Source organism: Prolixibacter sp. NT017 (assembly GCF_009617875.1).
Classification (GTDB): domain Bacteria; phylum Bacteroidota; class Bacteroidia; order Bacteroidales; family Prolixibacteraceae; genus Prolixibacter.
The window spans coordinates 292,895-314,562 of the sequence record NZ_BLAV01000001.1 but is presented as its reverse complement, the minus strand read 5'-3'; the positions used below and the strand labels follow the sequence as shown (position 1 = coordinate 314,562).

Sequence of the window (21,668 nt, the reverse complement as noted above, 5' to 3'; positions counted from 1 at the left end):
AAGTCATTCGTGATTAAAAAGGGGAACGTTGCCAGCCATTCCCCTTCGATATATTTTACTTAATATAAACTTCCAGTAATTTCACTTCCTGCCCGTCTTTCGGCACCAGAATGAAATTCTCTACCGAGGCCGGGACCAGAATCGTTTCTCCTTTCGAGACTTCCATCGCCTTCTCTTCTCCCCAGCTGATAGCGTAATTACCTTCCAGACACATGTAGATAACGAAAGAATCGAGCTCGTTGTAATCGCGCTCCACCGAATGTGTTAACTCGAGCAAATTCGTGGTAAAATACGGGCAACTCACCAACTCGGAAGACTGATTCTTGTGCGAATGATAATGCGTGCCGTACTCTTTTTCGAACGTGTAATCGATGGCATCGAGCGCGAATTCGGTATGAAGTTCGCGGGTATTGCCCTTGTCGTCTTTACGGTTGTAATCATAAATCCGGTAGGTAACATCCGATGTTTGCTGAATTTCGGCAACCACAATACCTTTTCCAATGGCATGAACACGTCCGGCTGGCATGAAGAACACATCCCCCGCTTTCACTTTCTCTGTATTGAGAATCTCCATCAGGGTATTCTTCTCCAGGTGTCCGAGGTACTTTTTCTGGTCGACTTCCTGGTTGAAACCGGCAATCAGTTCTGCTCCTTCATCTGCCTGAACAACGTACCACATTTCGGTTTTACCGAAAGCGTTGTGTCGTTCTTTCGACATTTCGTCGTTGGGATGCACCTGAATAGAGAGATCATCATTCGCATCGATGAATTTGATGAGCAGCGGAAATTCCAAACCGAACTTCTCATACACTTTCTCACCAACCAGTTCACCCATGTACACCTCGATGAGTTCCTGCAGATTATTTCCCGTCAGGAAACCGTTGGCAACAACCGAAATTTCGTTCTGAACGCCCGATATTTCCCATGATTCCCCGCAATTGGGTAACGGCGAAAATTCCTTGTTCAGAAGTTGTTTCAACTTTTGACCGCCCCAAATCTTGTCTTTATATATTGGCTGAAACTTAAATGGATATAATTCTTGCACGTCTTACGCTTTTGGATGTTAATGATTTAGATTAAATGTAGAAAGAGTCTAAAGTTGATTTCCTTCCCGAAAGGAATAAAATCAGAAATTGAAATCGACGGCAGCCCGTTCGGTCGTCAGTTCTTTCACCAGATCAATCACCTTCAGATGTTCCGGATGAACGCGATACACATCCAAATCGTCGATACTTTCAAAATGGGTGACCAGACAAATGTCGAAGGACGGCGCATCCAACGTGTAGTGCTGATTTACTTCGATGTGTTTCAATTCGGAAATTTCGTTCTTTAAGTTGAGAAGAGCTGCCGTCAGTTTTTCAATCGCCTCTTTCTTAGCCGATGACGAGTCAAAATCTTTCATTTTGAACAGCACGGTATGGTTAATCATAATGAGAATGGTTTTTATTGTTGTTCCAAATTTCTTTTGCGAAATTAATACTTTATAATTTTACCGCCAGTTTTTTTAAAAAGGCACCGAAAATGATCCCGCAGATTTAACGAAGATTGATATATTTGATCGGATCAGGCAAAGGGCTGATTGGTACAATTTACAGAACAATTAAAACGCGAACATGCTTGTTATTGGAATTGCCGGAGGAACCGGCTCGGGAAAAACCACCGTGGTAAAAAAAATTATTGAAAGCCTTCCGGAAGGCGATGTGGAGGTTTTGGCACAGGATGCCTACTACCGTGACAACAGCGACATTCCGCTGGAGGAGCGACAGAAAATAAATTTCGACCATCCCGATGCCATCGAGTTTGAGCTGCTCGCCGAACATATTCGGCAACTCAAAACGGGAAACACGGTTGCACAGCCCATCTATTCCTACCTCACCTGTACGCGTGCCGAGGAAACCATTCCAGTCAAACCCAAAAAGGTAATCATCGTAGAAGGAATTCTTTGTCTGGCCCCGAAAGAGCTGCGCGATTTGATGAACATCCGGATTTTTGTGGATTGCGAAGCCGACTTGCGCCTTTCACGCGTCATCCAGCGCGATATCATTGAGCGGGGAAGAAACGTGGCACAGGTACTTGAGCGTTACGAGAAAACCGTTCGTCCCAGTCACCTGCAGTTTATCGAACCGACCAAACGCTACGCCGACATCATTGTGCCGCAGGGCGGGCAGAACACCGTAGCTATCGACATTATCACTCAATACATCGAAAAACATCTGAACGACAACGCTTAAAACCAACACCTATGCTTGATCACCTCAAACCTGAACACGTACTTTATCTCGACATTGAAACCGTTCCATTGACCCAGTCGCTGGACAAAATGCCCGAACGGCTGCAAGAACAATGGACCAAAAAAGCAACCAACATTGGTTCTGAAGAAGATTCGCCGGAAGATTTGTTCCAACGCGCCGGCATTTACGCCGAATTCGGAAAAATCATCTGCATTTCAGCCGGAACCATCTACCGGAAAGGCAAGCAACGCGTGTACCGGGTGAAATCGTTTTACGGTGCCGATGAAAAGCAGTTGCTGATTGATTTCGCCGAAATGCTGGATAAATTTACAGCTACACCAACGCACAAACTTTGTGCCCACAACGGACAGGAATTTGATTTTCCGTGGATTGCCCGCCGCATGCTCATTCATGGACTAAAGCTTCCGAAAATACTCGACATTGCCGGCGCCAAGCCTTGGGAAATCCGGGATACGCTGATCGACACCATGCAACTTTGGAAGTTTGGTGACTACAAGCATTACACGTCGCTCAACCTGTTGTGTGCCGTTTTCGACATTCCGACTCCCAAAGATGATATCGACGGAAGTCAGGTAGCTGCAGTCTATTATGAAGAAGGAGACCTGGAACGGATTGCCCGCTATTGCGAAAAGGATACGCTGGCCGTAGCACAGCTGCTGCTTCGCTACAAAGGTGAACCGCTGATTGCACCGGACGCCGTGGAAATCGCTTTACCGAACTGAGTGAAATAAAAAATCCCTGAAGGTTATTTCCTCCAAGGATTATATATCGTTAAAAAAAAGATTTACATCTTCTTCATGCGATCCATTTCGCGTTTCGCATCTTTTCGTTTCAACGTCTCACGCTTATCATGAAGCTTCTTACCTTTTGCTAAAGCTATCTCCAGCTTTGCCAAACCGCGATCGTTAATAAACAAGCGGATGGGAATAATCGTCAAACCCGACTCTTTGGTCTTCCGCTCCAGTTTACGCAACTCTTTCTTATTCAGCAACAGCTTACGCTCACGCCTCGTTTCATGATTATAGTGGGTTCCCCAGGCATATTCGGCAATATGAAGGTTCTTCACATACAACTCGCCCCTCGAAAAGTAACAATACGCGTCTGAAAGACCTGCTTTCCCCAGCCGTATCGATTTTATTTCAGTGCCCAACAAAACCAGTCCTGCTACGAATTTGTCGATAAACTCGTACTCGAAACTAGCCCTGCGGTTCTTGATATTTATTTTTTGTTGTAATGCCATCGTTCTCCTTTGATAGTATAATGCAAAAATACCGCCTAATGTTTAGGCAAATGCCATCAGGAAGGTTGTCAGGAAATAACGGATGAAGGCAAAAACAAGAATCATTAACAATACCGATGTGATAAAAAATCCAATGTGTTTTTGTTCCGGTATATCTTCGAATAAAACAGGTATTCCGACATAAAAAATGTAAAAAGAATACAAGCCCAGTACACCCAATGGATACAAGGCCGGAATCAATCCGGTTACCATCGAAATAATCAATGTCGGTGCTGACGAGTATATAATCAGGTTAGCCGAACGCCGCAAATTCTTTGCTCCTCCAAAACTTTTGACCAACTCGTTGACCAAATATGTACTGGCATATACCGACAGCAAAAAGCCAAAGAACTCGCGCAAGCCATCCGCCATCAACAGGTTACCGTCCAGCCCGATATTGACTTTCTGTATAATACGCCCCAGCAACGAAGCCACTGTGGACAACAAAAGCAAGGGCAGCAAAAAATTCCGGACAACCAGGTTCATGGTTACATTCTCTTCGAGGATGTTTTTCCATTCGTCCTTTGGTTGCAGAATTAGCGCCTTACTACGCTCATAAATTCCGGAAACCAGTTTTTTAAAATCCATTAATCCTTCCTTTAATTCTACAAAAATAACTTATTTTGACATTCTCAAAATATTTCATCATTAAATCGGGCTCCTCCACAATACAATGTCAGTACTAAAATACAATATGGTAACTATACTCGGAGCGACAGCTTCGGGAAAGACAGCCGTAGCAACCCATTTAGCCAAATCGCTGAATGGAGAAGTCATCTCTGCCGATTCCCGGCAGGTGTACCGGGGAATGGATATTGGTACCGGGAAAGACCTTTCGGAATACATTATTGATGGAGAATTAGTACCCTACCACCTGATTGATATTGCGGATGCCGGATACCAGTACAATGTTTTCGAATACCAAAGGGACTTTCTGGACGTCTTCGCGAAGATGCAGAAACGCGAAAAGTTTCCTGTGTTATGCGGCGGAACCGGTTTGTACATCGAGGCGGTACTGAAAGGCTATAAGCTAATCCAGGTTCCGGTGAACGAAGCACGCCGACAAGAGCTGCAGGCCATGTCGCTGGAGGAGTTGACTCAAATTCTTTCCGCCTACAAAGAACTGCACAACACCAGCGACATCGAGAACAAAAAAAGGGCAGTCAGGGCCATCGAAATTGAGGAATATTACCAGGAACATCCCGAAATCGACTTGTCCTTCCCCGAAATCAACAGCCTAATTGTTGGCGTCAAGTTCGACCGCGACTCCAGGCGCCGCCGCATCACGCAACGATTAAAGGACCGGCTGGAAAACGGAATGATTGAGGAGGTAGAGAAACTGCTGGTCAGTGGGCTTTCGCCGGAATCACTAACCTACTATGGTTTGGAATATAAATTCCTGACGCAGTATGTCACTGGAGAAATCACGTACGACGAAATGTTTCGCAGCTTGAATACGGCCATTCATCAATTTTCGAAGCGACAAATGACCTGGTTCCGGAAGATGGAACGCGAAGGTTTCGACATCCACTGGCTCGACGGTTACACTCCCCTTCCGGAGAAAATAGAACGAATCACCCGCTGGCTGCAATCGTAATCATCCTGATTTTCTGGCAAAAAATATTATTCAAAACAAAAGACAGGTACCTTCTGTTATTTTGAATTGATTATGAATTTATCCAATTTTGCGCAAATTTATCGAACATAATTAATATGAGCATTCGCATCAAAACCCAGGAACAAATTGAAGGCATACGCAAAAGCTCTAAACTGGCAGCGGAAACGCTGGAATTCATTGAACCACATGTTAAAGCAGGAGTTTCAACCGAACACCTCGACAATCTGATTCATCAGTTTATACTTGACCACGGCGCGATTCCTGCCACCTTAAATTATAACGGTTACCCGAAATCAAGCTGTATCTCACTGAATGAGGTAGTTTGCCACGGCATCCCTTCTCCTGATACTGTATTGAAAGACGGTGATATTTTGAATATCGATGTAACGACGATACTCGACGGTTACTATGGTGACACCAGCAGAATGTATACCGTAGGCGAAGTGAGCGACAAAGCATTGAAGCTAATTGATGTAACCAAGCACTGTCTCGATTTAGGGATTCAGCAGGTTCGTCCGGGCAACTATCTTGGAAATATTGGTTATGTGATTTCCCGCTATGCTACATCGCAAGGGTTTAGCGTAGTATATGAATTCTGTGGCCACGGTGTTGGTGTGGAGTTCCACGAAGACCCTCAGGTTGACCACTCATCGAGAAAAAACAGCGGCCCCAAATTACGCCCGGGTATGACCTTCACCATTGAGCCCATGATTAACCTGGGACGCCCGCGTGTAAAACTCGACAAGCATGACGGGTGGACTGCCCGCACCATCGACGACCAGCTCTCGGCACAGTTTGAACATACGATACTCGTAACCGAAACCGGTTGTGAAGTACTCACTGATATTTCGGATGAATATCCGATTTCCTGAAAAAATTATTTTGCAAAAGAAAAGGATTGCAGCGTTTGCAATCCTTTTTTTATGACTTGTTTTCGATAGTTTCGAAATAACCAACTAGCCCATATATTTGTCTACGTCGCTGAACGAAATCATCGTCACTCCCAGCTTCTTCCATTTCTCGAAAGGTAAAGGAATATTCGGAAGTTCTTTAATGGCATCGGAGAAAACGAATACTTCCTTGCCTCTTTCTGCCAAACCGGTCACCGCCTGGTCGACACACACATTGGTCGTCACACCATAAACAAATACACGGTCGGGTTGAATAATGTCAAGTACTTTTTCGGTGTAAGGATTTCCGGCAAACACATCGAAGGCATCTTTCCGGATCAATATATTCCGGAAACGCTCGGGATTGTCGAAACGGGAATCCAGTATTAACTCCTGGTTCCAATCGATAATAATCGGCCGTTCCGGGTCGGTTTCGGGAATGTACATAGCCCCCTTGCTTTCCGCCATGCAATGCGGAGGAAACGTGTTCACAAAATCCGGATGATTGGAAAGTTCAGCCGAATTAACCAGGTGATAATCGGCAGTGTTCACTACCCGTAAGTTGTGCTCGCCGGCAAACCGGGTAATTTTTTCAAGAAGCGGCCGAATCTCTTCTGCGCCCTGCACATAAAGCTTTCCATCGGGCTCCATAAAATCGACCTGCGTATCAACATTCCAGAAAATAATATTAGGACGTTCCATAACACATGCGTTTTAACAAACTCAGTAAAGTTAAAATAAACCGACCTAAAAAAAGAAAAACCCTCCGGTTTTCGGAGGGTTTAACTGTATCTTATTCGTCGTTTCGCTTCTTATACTCGGCCAATCCCTTATCCAGGAAATCAACAAAGTGGTCGGGATTCAAGTCCCGGGCCGTTGGCTGTGTCAGCATCTTTCCGTTATTATCGAGTAATACATAATAAGGCTGTGCATTCACGCCAAAATGGGAAATCTGGAAATCAGCATATTTCTTTCCCAACGTCTTTTTAATCTTGCCGTCGTAGGTCGACTTGACCCAGTCTTTTTCAGGCAATTTGGTTTTATCGTCCACATACAGGGCTATGATGACATAATCATTCTCGAGTCGCTCCAGCACGCGCGGATCCGACCAAACATTTGCTTCCATCTCACGACAGTTGACACATCCGTGTCCGGTGAAGTCGATAAATACCGGTTTGTGCTGTTTCTTGGCGCAAGCCATTCCCTGGTCGTAATCGAAATATCCCTGCAGGCCATGCGGCAATTCAAGGAAGTCGGAATATTTTGGTTTTTCGCACAGCGTTGACGAATCTCCGTCTTTGAAGCCGTACGTTCCACTAGTACTGTTCACCAGCTTTACTTCATCCCTGATGATTTTATGCAAATCGAAATCATGGGTGGCCATCGGCGGCAGGTAACCTGAAATTGCTTTCAACGGAGCCCCAAACATACCGGGAATCAGATACACCACGAACGAGAAGGTGACTATCGACAGCAACAACCGGGGCACGGTCACGTGGGGCACTTCACTGTCGTGCGCAAACTTCATTTTTCCTAAAAGATAGAATCCCAACATGGCGAAAATCACAATCCAGAACGCCAGATACACTTCGCGATCGAGGATTCCCCAGTGATAAGTTTGGTCGGCAATACTCAGGAACTTCAGTCCAAGAGCTAATTCCAAAAATCCGAGAACCACTTTCACAGAGTTGAGCCAGCCACCCGATTTGGGCAAATTACTCAGCCATTGCGGGAAGAAGGCAAACAGCGTAAACGGCAGGGCAAAAGCCATCGCAAAGCCAAACATGCCAATCACCGGTTTCAGAATCATTCCTCCGGCCGACTCTACGAGAATAGCGCCTACGATTGGACCAGTACACGAAAATGAGACCAGCACCAGCGTGAGTGCCATGAAGAATGAGCCTCCAAATCCTCCTTTATCTGCTTTCCGATCGCTGCGGTTCACCCAACTACTGGGCAGCACAATTTCGAATGCGCCAAAGAATGAAAACGCAAAAACAAGGAAAATAGTAAAGAAGAGGATATTGGGTAACCAGTGCGTGCTAAGCCAGTTGGCAAAACCCGGGCCTAACGTCACCGCTACAATCGTTCCAATCAACGTATAAATCAGGATAATTGAAAAGCCGTATACCAATGCCTGCATCTTCGCCCGCACCTTCGACTCACTGCTGTGCATAAAGAATGAAACCGTCATCGGAATCATCGGGAATACACAGGGAGTTAATATGGCAGCCAAACCGGCAAGAAAACTGAAAAGGAAAAACCATCCCAATCCGTGATGCTTCGTCCCCAACGGCTCGATTGGCTCAACAGGAGTTGTTTTTTCTTCTGCAGGAGCAGCTACCGCCTCCTTCTTACCTCCGTTAAATGAGAAAGAAAAATCCTTATCGGTTGGCGGTAAACAGGTTTCGTCGTTACAACTCATAAACTCGACTGAGCCCTTTATTTCCAAAGGTTTGTCGGTTAATAGTTTTACGCGTTGTACAAACACAGCTTCGTGCGCATAGTACTCGAGCTCCATTTGAAAAGTCTGATCAAACTTCTTGATCATCGGACTTTTTGCCTGCAGTTTTCCATTTAATTCAAAGCCGTCGTTCGGTTTGATATTAATGGAGGTCTTAACCGGTCCGCCGGGAGGAAGATCGGTAGAATAGAGATGCCATCCCTGGTCGATCGATGCCTTGAACGTCAAATCATACACGCTGTCGGACACCTGCTTTTGCTCATAAGTCCATTTTACCGGTTCCAGAATTTGAGAAAAAGCGGGCAAAGAGCTTACTACCAGGAATAATGCAAACAGAATATATCGTTTCATCAGGTTGTAGTTCTTTTATTTATGTATTTAAATTTTTCAATAAGTTCAAAAGTATAAAAAAAAAACGGCTCAATCATGTGACCAATGATCGAGCCGTTTTCATTTTTTTTATTAGAAGATAATTTCCTCTTGATTCTCATCGAGATACTTTGACTCGAGGAAATTAAGCGAGGCAACCTCGTCGATTACTACCCGCTTTCGGAATTCAAACATCCACCGGAGCCTTTTCGAAGGAAATCCCTTCGTCAAAAAGGCAGCCACAAAGGGATGCAGCTGAATTGTCAATCTTTTCTTTGCCAGCTCACCGAAGATGAATTTAACCCGCTGTTCGATCTCTTCTGTAAAGAGAACGGTCGGTGTCACTTTACCGGTTCCTTTACAAACCGGACACACCTCAGTCGTATCAATATTCATCTCGGGGCGCACCCTCTGTCTGGTGATCTGCATCAGACAGAACTTGCTCAAAGGAAGGATATTGTGCTTTGTTCGGTCAGCACCCATCGCCTCCTTCATCTTATCGAAAACTTTCTGACGGTTTTCATTACCGTGCATATCGATAAAATCGATCACAATAATGCCACCCATATCGCGCAGCCTGAGTTGTCGTGCAATCTCATCGGCTGCAGCAAGGTTAACCTCCAGGGCATTTGTCTCCTGATTTCCGCTTTTCGAGCGATTCCCGCTATTGACATCAATAACATGGAATGCTTCGGTATGCTCTATAATCAGGTAGGCACCGCTCTTAAAAGAAACGGTTTTACCAAAAGATGCTTTGATCTGTTTATCTATTCCAAAGTGTTCGAAAATGGGAGCCCGACCGCTGTAATATTTTACAATCTTTTTCTTTTCCGGGGCAATTGTGCCCAGGTAATCTTTAATTTCAATGGCAGCTTCCTGGTCATTAACCATGATACTACCAAAGTCTGGCGTATACACATCGCGAATCATCGCAATGGTACGGTCGAGTTCGCCCAGAACCAACGACGGCGCATTATGCCGGCTCAGCTTAGCCATGGCATTTTCAAATTTTGCAACCAGTCGTTTTAGTTCCTGATCCAATTCTGCAACACGTTTTCCTTCAGCAGCTGTTCGAATAATTACCCCATACCGTTTGGGGCGAATGCTTTGAATTAATTTTTTCAGCCGATTTTTCTCTTCGGTTGATTTAATTTTCTGCGAAACAGAAACTTTATCGCTGAATGGCATTAACACCATGTTACGGCCAGCGACAGAAATTTCAGAGGTTAACCGGGGGCCTTTGGTAGAGATGGGCTCTTTGGCAATCTGGACCAGAATACTCTGGCCTTGTTTCACCACCTCGGTAATTTTTCCCTCTTTGTTAATGTCCGGATCCGGATGGATTTTGGATACGGGCACGAACTTGCTTTTTTTCGAACCGGCAAGCTTCAGGAATTTGTTCAGTGTCTGGAATTGAGGTCCCAGATCCAAATAATGAAGGAACGCATCTTTTTCGTAGCCTACATCAACAAAGGCAGCATTCAAGCCGGGCATAATCTTTTTGACTTTCCCGAGGTAGATGTCTCCTACCGCGAACTTGGCGTTGCTGTCCTCGCTGTTGAGTTCAACCAGTCTTTTGTTTTCGAGTAAGGCAATTTCTACGTGTGAGGGTGATACATCAATAATTAGTTCATTACTCACGGCCTTAACTCATTTTACAAACAATAATAATTTCAAATTTAGCTTAAACACAATAAACCTAAAGCGCTTTTGCACTTTAGGTTTACCGATAGTTAAGCCATTATCGAAAGCTTATTTACTTCTTCTTCTTATGACGATTTTTCCGCAAGCGTTTTTTCCGCTTGTGCGTCGCCATCTTATGTCTTTTCCTTTTTTTACCGCTAGGCATAATTTTAGGCTTTAAAAATTATTTTACGTTATTCTTTACCTTATTCACGAACGACTTAGCAGGTTTGAAAGCCGGAATGAAGTGTTCAGGAATAATAATAGTTGTATTTTTTGAGATGTTGCGGGCAGTTTTCTCAGCGCGCTTTTTAACGATAAAGCTACCGAAGCCACGCAGATAAACATTTTTTCCATCAACCAACGAACCAGAAACGGTTTCCATGAATGCTTCAACAGTTTTCTGTACAGTAACTTTTTCGATACCAGTGTTCTTCGAAATCTCGTTTACGATATCTGCCTTTGTCATTGCTATTAATTTAATTATACACTTCTTTCTTAAAATTTTGGTGAACAAAGATAGACTTTTTCGAATGATTAAAGAAATACAAATCAATTATTTTTGTTCCATTGAATTAAAATTTAGTTTATTTAACAAAAAATGAGCAAATTTGCCAAATATCTGATTGACTGGTACAAAAGCAATGGGCGCGAGCTTCCATGGCGCGAAACCCGTGATCCATATACGATTTGGGTCTCTGAAATCATTCTTCAACAGACAAGAATCAGCCAGGGGACAGCGTATTTTCATCGCTTTATTGAACAATATCCTGACGTTTCTAAATTAGCTTCGGCTGATGAACATGATGTTTTAAAACTTTGGCAGGGACTAGGATATTACTCCCGTGCACGCAACATGCTTGCGGCTGCCCGACAGGTAATGGAACAGTTCAATGGTCGCTTTCCAAACACCTACAAAGAGCTATTACTATTAAAAGGAGTTGGAGAATACACCGCAGGAGCCATTGCTTCCATTGCTTTTAACCTGCCACATGCTGCAGTGGATGGTAATGTACTGCGCGTTTTGTCACGGGTTTACGCCATCGACACACCCATCAATTCAACAAAAGGGAAAAAGCTCTTCGCCGAGCTGGCAAACGATTTGGTTCCGAAAAAGGAGCCAGCCACATTCAACCAGGCTATTATGGATTTTGGGGCTATGCAATGTACTCCGCAAAAACCCGATTGTGCCAGCTGTCCGTTAGCCGAAATGTGCCAGGCCTATATTAACAATAGTGTAGAAGCTCATCCGGTGAAAGAAAAAAAGACCAAAATCAGGGACCGGTACATGCATTATTTGTTTATCAGGGACGAAAAATCGACTTGGCTCGAAAAACGAAACGGACAGGACATCTGGAAAAACATGTACCAGCTTCCGCTGATTGAATCATATGACGTACTGTTGCCGGAACAGATTCTGCAATCAGGCGAATGGATGGCGATTTTCAGCGAAGCACAAATCGAGGTTCGTTCCATTTCTGAGGAAATTATTCATCTGCTCAGCCACAGGAAAATACACGCGTTCTTTTATGAAATACAACTAATAAAAGGCAAAGTTGATTATCCGGCAACCCCCGTTTTTTTGAAAGATATTTTTAATTTTGCCGTACCGAAACTAATTGAAAATTACCTGGCTGATAGAATCCATGTAACTCAATCACAGTAAAGCTTATACGTTTCAGAGGCAGAGAATCGTTTTTTTGAAAAGAAAATCGGTTTTCGTAAATTTAATTTTATTCATTAAAATTGCTTTAAATATGTCTATCAACAAAGTTATCTTAGTCGGAAACGTCGGGAAAGATCCCGAAATCAGGCACCTGGACAACAACGTATCCGTTGCCAATTTTCCATTAGCCACCTCTGAAACCTACACCAACAAGAATGGTGAGAGAATAACAAACACAGAGTGGCATAACGTTGTAGCATGGCGAGGCCTTGCCGAGGTATGCGAAAAATATGTACAGAAAGGAAAACAGCTGTACATTGAAGGAAAGATTCGGACGCGCTCATATGAGCAGGACGGAACGAAAAAGTACATGACGGAGATTTTTGCCGATACTTTGCAAATGCTGGGTCGGAAAGATGATTTCCAGAATGACTCAGCACCTGATCGCTCTTCGGCTACCGTGAATGAGCCAAACGGAAACAATGGCTCCTTCGACAATTCTCCGGGAGAAACTGAAGAAGACGATTTACCATTTTGATACTAAAATATTTATAGTTTGGAAACAGACGTAGTTCCTCCGTCGGGGGCCCATTGGGAAGGCATTCACTTTTATCCATTTACGATCGAGACACTGATTGGGCTCCTGGTGTTGCTTTTATTACTAATCATTTCTGCATTGATCTCAGGATCCGAAGTGGCTTTTTTCTCTCTGGGTCCCAAAGATAAACATGAGCTTGAAGAGAACAAGAGCCGTTCCAACGCTCTTGTTCTCCGTCTGCTCACTATTCCTGAGCAATTGCTGGCCACTATCCTGGTAGGGAATAATTTTGTCAACATCGGAATCGTCATTTTATCGGCACACATCACCAATTTGCTGATAGATTTTTCCGCAGCTCCCACGCTGGGATTTATTTTCCAAGCCGTTGTCATCACCTTTTTGCTGCTTCTCTTTGGTGAGATTATTCCGAAGGTATATGCAACGCAATATCCCCGTTCGTTTGCTGTGCGGATGGCTCCCATGCTAAACGGACTGGAAAAGGTGACCCGGCCACTGAATCATATCCTGATTACCACCACAGCCTTCGTTAACAAACGAGCAACCAAACACCGGAAATACCTTTCAATTGACGAAATTTCGAAAGCTCTTGAACTTACAGACGAAATGGAGTTTACCGAAGACAAGGAAATTCTGGAAGGGATCGTTAAGTTTGGGAACAAGAGCGTGACCGATATCATGCGTTCCCGCGTCGATTTAATCACGCTCGACATTCGCGACGACTACACCGAGGTACTGAAAGTCATAAACGATTCGGGCTACAGCCGGATTCCGGTCTATTCCGAAACATTCGACAATATCCGGGGTATCTTATACATCAAAGATTTGCTGGCTCACCTCAACAAGGGCAATACGTTCCGCTGGCAGTCGCTTTTGCGCCCGCCATTTTATGTCCCGGAGTCGAAAAAAATTGATGAGCTGCTGGAAGAATTCCAGAAGAACAAAGTTCACATGGCCATTGTCGTAGACGAATATGGAGGCACGTCGGGACTGGTGACACTTGAAGATGTACTGGAAGAAATTGTAGGTGATATTGCCGACGAGTTTGACGAAGACGAGGAATACTATACGCGGATTGGTGAGAATGAGTATCTTTTCGATGGAAAAACGATGCTCAATGATTTCTACAAAGTATTTGATGTTCCGGAAACGATTTTCGACGGACAAAAAGGTGATGCAGATACGCTTGCCGGATTGATACTCGAACTTCAGGGAGAAATACCGGCTAAAAACGAAAAAATTGAATGCGACGATTTTCTGTTTCAGATTGAAGAATCAGATGCGCGCCGCATTAAGAGCATACGGGTATTCATCGCGCGTGAAAATGAGAAGGGAGAAAATATCTGATATGGGAAGACGAATTCACAGGATGCATTTACCAATCATCATTATTTTGGTGATTATGATGATGAGCATGATTTCATGTAAACACGAATACACACCGAAACCAATAGGTTATTTTCGTATTGCATTTCCGAAAAAGGCTTATCATCAGATGAATGAGAACTTGCCTTACACCTTTAAAATTCCGGATTATTCCAGTATTTCAAGAGACTCGGATTACCAGGCAAAGCCGTATTGGATTAACATCGATGTTCCGTCCAATAAAGCTTCCATTCACATCAGCTATAAAGCCGTACACGGTAATCTGGCAAAATACACCGAAGAATCGAGAATGCTGGCCTACAAGCATGCACAAAAAGCCAGTGCTATCGACGAAAAAATTTACATCAACCGGGCGAATAAAGTCTACGGAACGCTTTACAATATCAAGGGAAACGTAGCCTCGCCCATGCAATTCTACCTAACTGACAGCACACGTCACTTCATTCGCGGAGCACTGTATATACGCGAAATTCCTAATGTGGACAGCTTACAACCTGTCATTAACTTCCTGGAACAGGATGTTGTTCAACTGGTCGAATCAACCAAATGGAAAGACGTTAAATAATGCCTCTTTTTACGAACGAAAATATCGATGATGCCTTACTTGGCCTCTGGGAAATAACCGAAACGCCGGAGGAATTAAGGCAAATTGTCACGTTGACTCCTGCAGAAGAACAGGAATTCAAATCCTTCACCAACCTGCGCAGGCAACGTGAATGGCTGGCAACCCGGGCTCTTCTTCAGCAAATGCTCGACGAGCCATTTGAAATCCGTCATCTGACCGACGGTAAACCCGTATTGGAAGATACCCCTTACCATATCAGCATTTCCCATTCGTCAGAATACGCTGCTGTGCTGTTGCACGAAGAGATGCAACCTGGTCTCGACATCGAGAATGTTTCGCGCTCCATTGACAGAGTAGCTCCCCGCTTTCTTTCAGCCGAAGAGCTGCAAAATTGCCTGACCAATGACGGCTATTCAAACATCAAGTTATTTATGCACTGGTGTGCGAAAGAGGCCATCTTCAAGATGATTCCTCATCAGGGCGTTGAATTCTCAACGCAAATCCAGATTCCCGCTTTCGAAATGACCGGCTCAAACGGTTCGTTTACCGGACTGTTCAAAGGCTTGTTCGGCACCGATCACATCGACCTGAACTACCGCTTTGTTGAAGACAACCTGATGGTTTGGGGACTCTACGAATAATCCGGGAATAGATGAATGAAACACCCAAAATGAATTCGCTGATGCAAAATGCTTTCAGCAGATTTGCGCTATCCCAACGTCCTGATTAAGAACTGTGATTTACGACTTTTAACAGAAGCTTATCCTTCCCAACTAAACAAATGGAGGGGGATCTGTTTTATATAGGTGAGTAAATTTAGCATCTGCAAAAAAAGATATAAACAATGAATACACCCGAATCACATATTCTAGTCATATTCGGTGCATCAGGCGATTTAACCAAAAGAAAACTGATCCCGGCTATATGCAAGTTGCATAACGGTAAAAGATTGCCGGAAAAGTTTGCCATTCTGGGCGCCAGTCGTACTGAAATGACCGATGAGGAATTCCGCGAAAGCGTTACCGATTTCCTGCCGAAGGACGATGACCAGTGCAAATGCGATGAGTTCCTCGAAAAACTCTATTATCAACCACTGGGAACCGCTGATGCCGATGAGTACGGTAAACTGAAGGACCGGTTGGAAGAGCTGAAAAAAAAGCTGGATATTCCCGGCAATTATATTTTCTACCTCTCCACTCCGCCTAAGTTATACGGAGTAATCCCGGCCAATCTGGCATCGGTTGGTTTAAATCAACAGGAAGATGGTTATACCCGGTTGATTGTGGAAAAACCTTTCGGGAATAATCTGGAAACAGCACAAAAGCTGAACAAGGAACTGCTCAACTACTTCGATGAAAAGCAGATTTACCGTATTGACCACTATTTGGGTAAAGAAACCGTCCAGAACATGTTAGTGGCCCGCTTCTCCAACGGAATTTTCGAGCCGATTTGGAATCGGAACTTCATAGAGCGCGTGGAAATTTCTTCCGCTGAAAGTCTGGGAGTGGAAGGAAGGGGCGGTTACTACGACCAATCCGGTGCCATGCGCGACATGGTTCAGAATCACCTCCTGCAATTGGTCGGAATGGTCGGAATGGAACCTCCCGTGGTGGCTGAAGCAGATGCCATTCGTAACGAAACGCTGAAAGTTTTCCAGTCACTCAGACCACTCGAGCCTGAAGAAATTCGCTCAAATGTGATTCGCGGCCAGTACATGGAGTCGCGTATCAAGAATGAGCCGGTCAAAGGCTACCGGGGCGAGAAAGGAGTCGATCCTGAATCGCGGACAGAGACCTTCCTGGCAATGAAATTTTACATTGACAACTGGCGCTGGGCCGGCGTTCCTTTTTATCTCCGTACCGGGAAAAAATTACCAACGCGTGTAACCGAAGTCGTCATTAAATTCCGTCCTACACCACATCACCTTTTCCAGGAGGACGGAATGACTGCCCATGTCACCAACCAGTTGATCATTCGCATACAGCCCGATGAAGGCATTCTGCTCAAGTTCGGATTGAAGGAACCGGGAGCCGGCTTCCGGGTTCAGCCGGTGAATATGGATTTCCACTACAGCGATTTATCGGATGTAGAATTGCCAACCGCTTACGAGCGTCTTTTACTCGATTGCATGATGGGCGACCAAACACTTTATCTGCGCGGCGATGCAGTAGAAGCAGCGTGGAGATTCGTTCAGCCCATTCTCAATGCCTGGGAAGAAAATCCGTCACTTCCGATTTATGGATATCCGGCCGGTTCGTGGGGACCGCAGGAAGCCGACGACCTGATTGAAGGCGAAGATACCTGGCGGTATCCATGTAAAAATCTTTCCGACGACGGAACTTATTGCGAATTGTAAAATCAGACAGGAGCAATGGAACCTGAATTAAAAATATACAACGATGCAGCCAGCGTAACCGAAGCTTTTGCCAAAAACCTGGCTCAGTGGATTAAAGAAAGTAGAAGTCCGTTTTTTCACATTGCCCTTTCGGGCGGAAGCACACCCAAACTGTTATTCAAGCATTTGGCTAACAACTATAAAAATGTCATTGAATGGAGTAAAGTGCATTTTTGGTGGGGTGATGAGCGGATGGTTCCGGCTGACGACGACGAAAGCAACTACAAAATGACCAACGAATTACTGCTTTCTCAAATCAATATTCCGGAAGGAAATATTCACCGGATACGGGGAGAAGAAGATCCACCAACCGAGTCAGTCCGCTACGGCGACGAAATTGAATCGCTGGTTCCTGAAAAGGAAACCTGGCCGGCTTTCAATTTGATTATCTTAGGAATGGGTGACGACGGACACACGGCTTCCATCTTCCCGAATCAAATGGAATTGCTTCATTCGCTCGATGTTTGCGAAGTGGCGACACATCCTTCTTCGGGACAAAAAAGAATCACCTTAACAGGAAAAGTGCTGAACAGTGCTGAGAAAACTGCCTTTCTGGTAACAGGAGAAAATAAAGCAGATAGGTTGCAGGAGATATTTTCCGATTCGGACAAGGGGCGCCTGCTGCCTGCATACCACATTCATCCGGCAGGGGAACTATATTGGTTCGTCGATCAGGCGGCAGCCGGAAAACTGGAGAAATAATAAAAAATTACCCGTATACTATTGGGACAATCTTGTCCAATAAAAGTATACGGGTTTATTTTTTTTCGAGCTTATTATGCTTCCGATAAATCTTTCTGCTTTCGCTTTATTTCGTTGACGTATTCTGCAGCTGAGAGAGCTGCTATCGTTCCGTCGGCGACAGCTGTTGTCACTTGGCGGTAAGGCTTTTTAACACTATCACCGGCACCATACACTCCGGGAATATTAGTTTTCATACGGTCATCTGTCAACAGTTCGCCGTATTCATTCAGCTCAACCACATCTTTAAAGAAGGCTGTATTCGGAACGTAACCGATGAAAATAAACGTTCCTTCCACATTGACAATCTTCTCCTCACCTGTCCGCATATTCTTCACCCTGGCAGCTTCCAGGTTTTCGTTTCCGATGAATTCCTGAATCATGGATTCCATCTCGAACTCAATTTTTTCGTTCTCACGGGCATCGCGGATGGCGTGTTCAAATCCCTGGAAATGATCGAACTGGTGAACGATGGTCACTTTCGATGCGTATTTCGTCAGTGAAACAGCTTCTTCCAGTGCTGAATTACCACCACCAACTACAATAATTTCCTTGTCCTGAAAGAAATCGCCATCGCAGGTGGCACAGTAGGAAATACCTCTCCCCTTGAATTCTCCCTCACCCGGAACATTCAACATGCGTGGACGACCGCCCGGTGCCAGAATAACTGTATGGGCAGCGTATGTATCTTTTCCGTTGACTTCAACGGTTTTGGTTTCGCTCTTCAGATCGACTGCGGTTATGTGCAGGTTCGATTTTATTTTGCAGCCAAACGACTTGGCCTGCTTCTTCATTATATTTCCCAGTTGATATCCGCTGGTGGATTCAACTCCGGGATAATTGGCAATTTCGTGCGTCAGCACCAACTGCCCGCCTGGCGTACCCTCATTAAGAATAAGTGTACTGAGTTTAGCCCGCGATGTATAAATTCCGGCAGCTAAACCGGCAGCTCCTGCCCCCAGAATAATAACATCATAAATGGTATCGTCTTTCATCTGATTCCAATCTTAAAGTGTTTCCCGGTTGAACCGGAAGAAAGCTGAACCTGCTGCAAATCTACTCTGACAGCAGGCCAGCTTTGTCAATTTTATTTCGGCTCGCCAAACTGTTCGTTAAGAATAGCAGTAACCTGATCCATGGACTGAATGCTGCTGGTAGCTTTTACGAGTTTACCGTTTTTGTAATATACAGTGAACGGAAGTCCCATAAAACCGCGGCATTCGGGAGCATTACGAATGACAGCTGATTCAGGATTATCAAATTCCATATCAGCAAAAGTTACGTGAGTATAGTCATCTTCCAGCTCTTCCATAATTCCGTAAACCGGAACACACATGGGGCCCATACGACCACAGCAAATCATTACATTATCATTCTCCTCGATGAACTTCTGATGCTCATCGGCGGTCATAATGTGCTTCAAGTTGGTTTGTAACATGATTTCAACTAATTAATGAGTAAACAATATTTTTAAATATATTGATACCTAGATATCAAATGGCATACCAAATCACTTCCTAAAAGACAAACACAAAACACAAAAAGCTCACTACAAACAAATTAAAAAGGTTCGACCCCGATCGCCACATTGTCCTGACACAACAAAAGACTGTCAAATCGTCACTTTCGTTGCCAATAGCAAACTTTTCTATTGAAAAATAAAAAAGCCACCCATAAGAGGGTGGCCTTTCAAATCAAAAACCAATTATATAATAACGAAAATCTTAATTTCCCCAAACAATCAGCTGGTCTCCCGCTAGTATATAATCCTTATTTGCAGCACTTCCCGGCAAGCCGGATTCATTGTCTGCTTCAATCAATGCCTTAAATTTGGGTGGTATACCGCCGGAATTCCATGTCAGAACCAACAATGTTTTGTCATGAACCGGCAACATCCAAAGTTGATAATGCTCCCAACCCGATAAAAAGTCAGCCCAGGATGAATAGCCGTTTTGTACGCCAAGCCGACCCATCATCAATTTCAGTTTCACCCGGTTATCAATACTGAGATTTTCCTTTATTTTCGACGGGAACTCAACTTCGGGCTGCCCTTTCAGCTTTTGCTCAAATAACCGACCAATCTGCAATGCTGTCCCAATAGCTTTGGAACTTCCGGACTGGTTGACAATATTGACGTAATACTTGCCCGACACGATTTGATATTGGTAAGCATTCAGGCAGTCGTTCGAAACCAGCGTGTCACTTCCCACCTTGCAGCGAAAACGGCTGACTGAATAGATGCCAAAAGCCGACAGTGGATTATTCATCTCAAAAATGTCAACCTGAAAAGTGACATCGTTGCATGTCACCGTTTGAGAAGTGAGTTTCTGAAAGCCATATTCGAGGTAAAGATCGGCACCGCCATCCATGTATCCCCAAAGGGAACCACCGTCGTATGTTTTCGTTTCGGTTACTTTCAAACCAGGAAATTCATCATCATTCAACGCCACCTTATCGGCAGCAATCGCCTGTGATATCATGACAAACAGAAAGAAAACCAGGTAATAAATACTCTTAAACATTATGCTTTTATTTCGATGTTTTCCAATGTTATTTTCGATGGATTCGCTTCGCCCAAACCGTAACCGGAAGCCAGTTCCATGAACTTTGTTCCGTTAGGAGATTCTTTTTTCTGAACGCCTTCTTCCATTCTTTTCTTCAAAACCACGTCGTAGGCAATGCGATCAACAGCCACGGGGTCGCTACCAAGCAGAATCGTTTTGTAGTTGGTCAGAAACTGCGGGTTGGCAGCGGGGCCACCATCGAAGCAACCTTTTAAACCATCCACAATATTCAGCACCACTTTATCGCGCAAAGGCGGAAAGGCACAAACCTGCGCTGTTGTCTCCGACCAAAGCTGCTTATGCAATCTCCCCGTATTGCTGATACTACCAAAAGCCAAATTTTTCATACAACAGGTAACCGTCGTTCCGGCATTTTTCAAAATCGGGATATTGATGATTTTATCCACCTCCTGGGTAATAATCTTAGTGAAGTACGATTCCTTTCCTCCATTCACCATGTAAGGCAACGTGTACTCATCGTACTCACCGTTGACATCAGCCCAGTAGTACCAGTCTTTGTCAATATTCTTTTCTCCGTAAAGGATACCGCCCTTGTCGAAAAATCCCCCGTCTTTGTCTTGTTGCTCCGTTCCGCGAATAGTAATTCCCGGGTAATTCTCTTCCGTAAAACCGGTTTCGTGCAACTGCATTTCTCTCCGGTCCCAAATGACAATGTCCGACCGCGAGATTCCCGATTCCTCCAATTGCTTCACTACTGCCTTTACAACCGCATGACTTGTCGTTAGTAGTTTTCCGGCAACGGGATTCACTTTCAAACCAATCTTCTCTCCCGGTTTCACAAATTTCCGCCAGGCTTTGTGCAGTTTCTTTTCTCCTGTCAGTTTGAGGAGCCCGTCTGCAATCATCCGATATGCTTCCGATTCAACTAGCTGATTATCGACCACACTGTTCGGATGAACCACTTTTACAACCCGGGCCGGATACTCCCCCGGCATGGAATTTTTATTGCGCGAATATTCCAACGCTTTGTTAATGTTGGTTTCCGGTTTTTCGCTTTCGGCGGAAGCCATGACACTTTTCGGCATCCCAGCCATCAAAACCGAGCCGGCACCTCCGGCTGACAGCAGCCTGAAGAAGCTTCGACGTGAAAAGGACGATTTCTGTTTCATAAGTCAAATGGGTTTTCATGTTAGTATGAATGGATACCAAAATGTTACATTCATAAACCAGAAATTTATCTTTTCATATTTCAGAAAATAAGGATAAACTTGTGGTATCA

General features: G+C 44.4%; 23 protein-coding genes. 11 read left to right on the top strand and 12 right to left on the bottom strand.

All coding sequences use genetic code 11. The features are described 5' to 3' along the window. Positions 1–55: 55 nt before the first annotated feature. Together GJU87_RS01290 and GJU87_RS01285 are read right to left on the bottom strand one after the other, a co-directional pair. Positions 56–1,045 carry a type I phosphomannose isomerase catalytic subunit gene (locus GJU87_RS01290; RefSeq protein WP_153637858.1) on the bottom strand — a complete coding sequence of 330 codons (990 nt, stop codon included), beginning with the start codon at positions 1,043–1,045 and terminating at the stop codon, positions 56–58. An 81-nt stretch (positions 1,046–1,126) separates the two neighbouring features. Further along, on the bottom strand, positions 1,127–1,429 hold the full coding sequence (locus GJU87_RS01285) for a Dabb family protein (RefSeq protein WP_153637857.1): 303 nt from the start codon (positions 1,427–1,429) through the stop codon (positions 1,127–1,129). 184 nt (positions 1,430–1,613) lie between these two features. Here GJU87_RS01285 and udk point away from each other — a divergent pair, with 184 nt between their 5' ends. Both udk and GJU87_RS01275 read left to right on the top strand, forming a co-directional pair. Further along, a complete protein-coding gene (udk, locus tag GJU87_RS01280; RefSeq protein WP_106542399.1) occupies positions 1,614–2,231 on the top strand; it encodes a uridine kinase in 618 nt (205 codons plus the stop codon). A gap of 11 nt (positions 2,232–2,242) precedes the next feature. After that, a complete protein-coding gene (locus GJU87_RS01275) occupies positions 2,243–2,974 on the top strand; it encodes a 3'-5' exonuclease (protein ID WP_153637856.1) in 732 nt (243 codons plus the stop codon). Between the two features lie 62 nt (positions 2,975–3,036). On the opposite strand, the gene smpB is transcribed toward GJU87_RS01275, so the two are convergent. Together smpB and GJU87_RS01265 are read right to left on the bottom strand one after the other, a co-directional pair. After that, the gene (smpB, locus tag GJU87_RS01270) at positions 3,037–3,492 is read right to left on the bottom strand and encodes an SsrA-binding protein SmpB (protein ID WP_153637855.1); all 456 of its coding nucleotides are present in this window, start codon (positions 3,490–3,492) and stop codon (positions 3,037–3,039) included. A gap of 42 nt (positions 3,493–3,534) precedes the next feature. Continuing rightward, on the bottom strand, positions 3,535–4,119 hold the full coding sequence (locus tag GJU87_RS01265; RefSeq protein WP_153637854.1) for a Yip1 family protein: 585 nt from the start codon (positions 4,117–4,119) through the stop codon (positions 3,535–3,537). 106 nt (positions 4,120–4,225) lie between these two features. Here GJU87_RS01265 and miaA point away from each other — a divergent pair, with 106 nt between their 5' ends. Both miaA and map read left to right on the top strand, forming a co-directional pair. Next, positions 4,226–5,128 (top strand): tRNA (adenosine(37)-N6)-dimethylallyltransferase MiaA, encoded by a 903-nt coding sequence (gene miaA, locus GJU87_RS01260; RefSeq protein WP_228491795.1) that lies wholly within the window; start codon positions 4,226–4,228, stop codon positions 5,126–5,128. Positions 5,129–5,244: 116 nt separating this feature from the next. Beyond that, a complete protein-coding gene (gene map / locus GJU87_RS01255; protein ID WP_153637852.1) occupies positions 5,245–6,021 on the top strand; it encodes a type I methionyl aminopeptidase in 777 nt (258 codons plus the stop codon). 84 nt (positions 6,022–6,105) lie between these two features. On the opposite strand, the gene GJU87_RS01250 is transcribed toward map, so the two are convergent. From GJU87_RS01250 to GJU87_RS01235, 4 genes are all read right to left on the bottom strand, one after another. Then, positions 6,106–6,741 (bottom strand): cysteine hydrolase family protein, encoded by a 636-nt coding sequence (locus GJU87_RS01250; RefSeq protein WP_153637851.1) that lies wholly within the window; start codon positions 6,739–6,741, stop codon positions 6,106–6,108. Positions 6,742–6,832: 91 nt separating this feature from the next. Next, positions 6,833–8,854, bottom strand: coding sequence for a cytochrome c biogenesis protein CcdA (locus GJU87_RS01245; RefSeq protein WP_153637850.1), 2,022 nt, complete (start codon positions 8,852–8,854; stop codon positions 6,833–6,835). A gap of 111 nt (positions 8,855–8,965) precedes the next feature. Next, on the bottom strand, positions 8,966–10,513 hold the full coding sequence (locus tag GJU87_RS01240; protein WP_153637849.1) for an Rne/Rng family ribonuclease: 1,548 nt from the start codon (positions 10,511–10,513) through the stop codon (positions 8,966–8,968). A gap of 226 nt (positions 10,514–10,739) precedes the next feature. Next, positions 10,740–11,024, bottom strand: a complete 285-nt coding sequence (locus GJU87_RS01235; protein ID WP_025864131.1) for an HU family DNA-binding protein — start codon at positions 11,022–11,024, stop codon at positions 10,740–10,742. Between the two features lie 132 nt (positions 11,025–11,156). On the opposite strand from GJU87_RS01235, the gene mutY reads away from it, so the two are divergent. The 7 genes from mutY to pgl all read left to right on the top strand — a co-directional run bounded on the left by mutY (position 11,157) and on the right by pgl (position 17,825). Beyond that, positions 11,157–12,221, top strand: a complete 1,065-nt coding sequence (mutY, locus tag GJU87_RS01230) for an A/G-specific adenine glycosylase (RefSeq protein ID WP_153637848.1) — start codon at positions 11,157–11,159, stop codon at positions 12,219–12,221. A 91-nt stretch (positions 12,222–12,312) separates the two neighbouring features. Beyond that, entirely contained in the window at positions 12,313–12,759 is a 447-nt protein-coding gene (locus GJU87_RS01225; protein WP_153637847.1) for a single-stranded DNA-binding protein, read from the top strand. Between the two features lie 18 nt (positions 12,760–12,777). Continuing rightward, positions 12,778–14,124 carry a gliding motility-associated protein GldE gene (gene gldE / locus GJU87_RS01220; RefSeq protein WP_153637846.1) on the top strand — a complete coding sequence of 449 codons (1,347 nt, stop codon included), beginning with the start codon at positions 12,778–12,780 and terminating at the stop codon, positions 14,122–14,124. 1 nt (position 14,125) lies between these two features. Further along, positions 14,126–14,728 carry a gliding motility lipoprotein GldD gene (gldD, locus tag GJU87_RS01215; protein WP_228491794.1) on the top strand — a complete coding sequence of 201 codons (603 nt, stop codon included), beginning with the start codon at positions 14,126–14,128 and terminating at the stop codon, positions 14,726–14,728. Next, on the top strand, positions 14,728–15,369 hold the full coding sequence (locus GJU87_RS01210; protein WP_106542411.1) for a 4'-phosphopantetheinyl transferase superfamily protein: 642 nt from the start codon (positions 14,728–14,730) through the stop codon (positions 15,367–15,369). Before gldD ends, GJU87_RS01210 begins: the two co-directional genes overlap by 1 nt. 203 nt (positions 15,370–15,572) lie before the next feature. Then, complete coding sequence (gene zwf, locus GJU87_RS01205) at positions 15,573–17,084, top strand: glucose-6-phosphate dehydrogenase (RefSeq protein ID WP_153637845.1); 1,512 nt, start codon at positions 15,573–15,575, stop codon at positions 17,082–17,084. A 15-nt stretch (positions 17,085–17,099) separates the two neighbouring features. Continuing rightward, entirely contained in the window at positions 17,100–17,825 is a 726-nt protein-coding gene (pgl, locus tag GJU87_RS01200; RefSeq protein ID WP_153637844.1) for a 6-phosphogluconolactonase, read from the top strand. Between the two features lie 74 nt (positions 17,826–17,899). Here the strand turns inward: pgl and trxB are convergent, their stop codons facing one another. The 4 genes from trxB to GJU87_RS01180 form a co-directional block, all read right to left on the bottom strand. Beyond that, the gene (gene trxB, locus GJU87_RS01195) at positions 17,900–18,859 is read right to left on the bottom strand and encodes a thioredoxin-disulfide reductase (protein WP_153637843.1); all 960 of its coding nucleotides are present in this window, start codon (positions 18,857–18,859) and stop codon (positions 17,900–17,902) included. A gap of 92 nt (positions 18,860–18,951) precedes the next feature. Further along, the gene (locus tag GJU87_RS01190) at positions 18,952–19,302 is read right to left on the bottom strand and encodes a thioredoxin family protein (protein WP_106542415.1); all 351 of its coding nucleotides are present in this window, start codon (positions 19,300–19,302) and stop codon (positions 18,952–18,954) included. A 286-nt stretch (positions 19,303–19,588) separates the two neighbouring features. After that, complete coding sequence (locus tag GJU87_RS01185; protein WP_153637842.1) at positions 19,589–20,386, bottom strand: DUF6599 family protein; 798 nt, start codon at positions 20,384–20,386, stop codon at positions 19,589–19,591. After that, positions 20,386–21,558, bottom strand: a complete 1,173-nt coding sequence (locus GJU87_RS01180; RefSeq protein ID WP_153637841.1) for a DUF362 domain-containing protein — start codon at positions 21,556–21,558, stop codon at positions 20,386–20,388. Before GJU87_RS01180 ends, GJU87_RS01185 begins: the two co-directional genes overlap by 1 nt. Between the last annotated feature and the right edge of the window lie 110 nt (positions 21,559–21,668).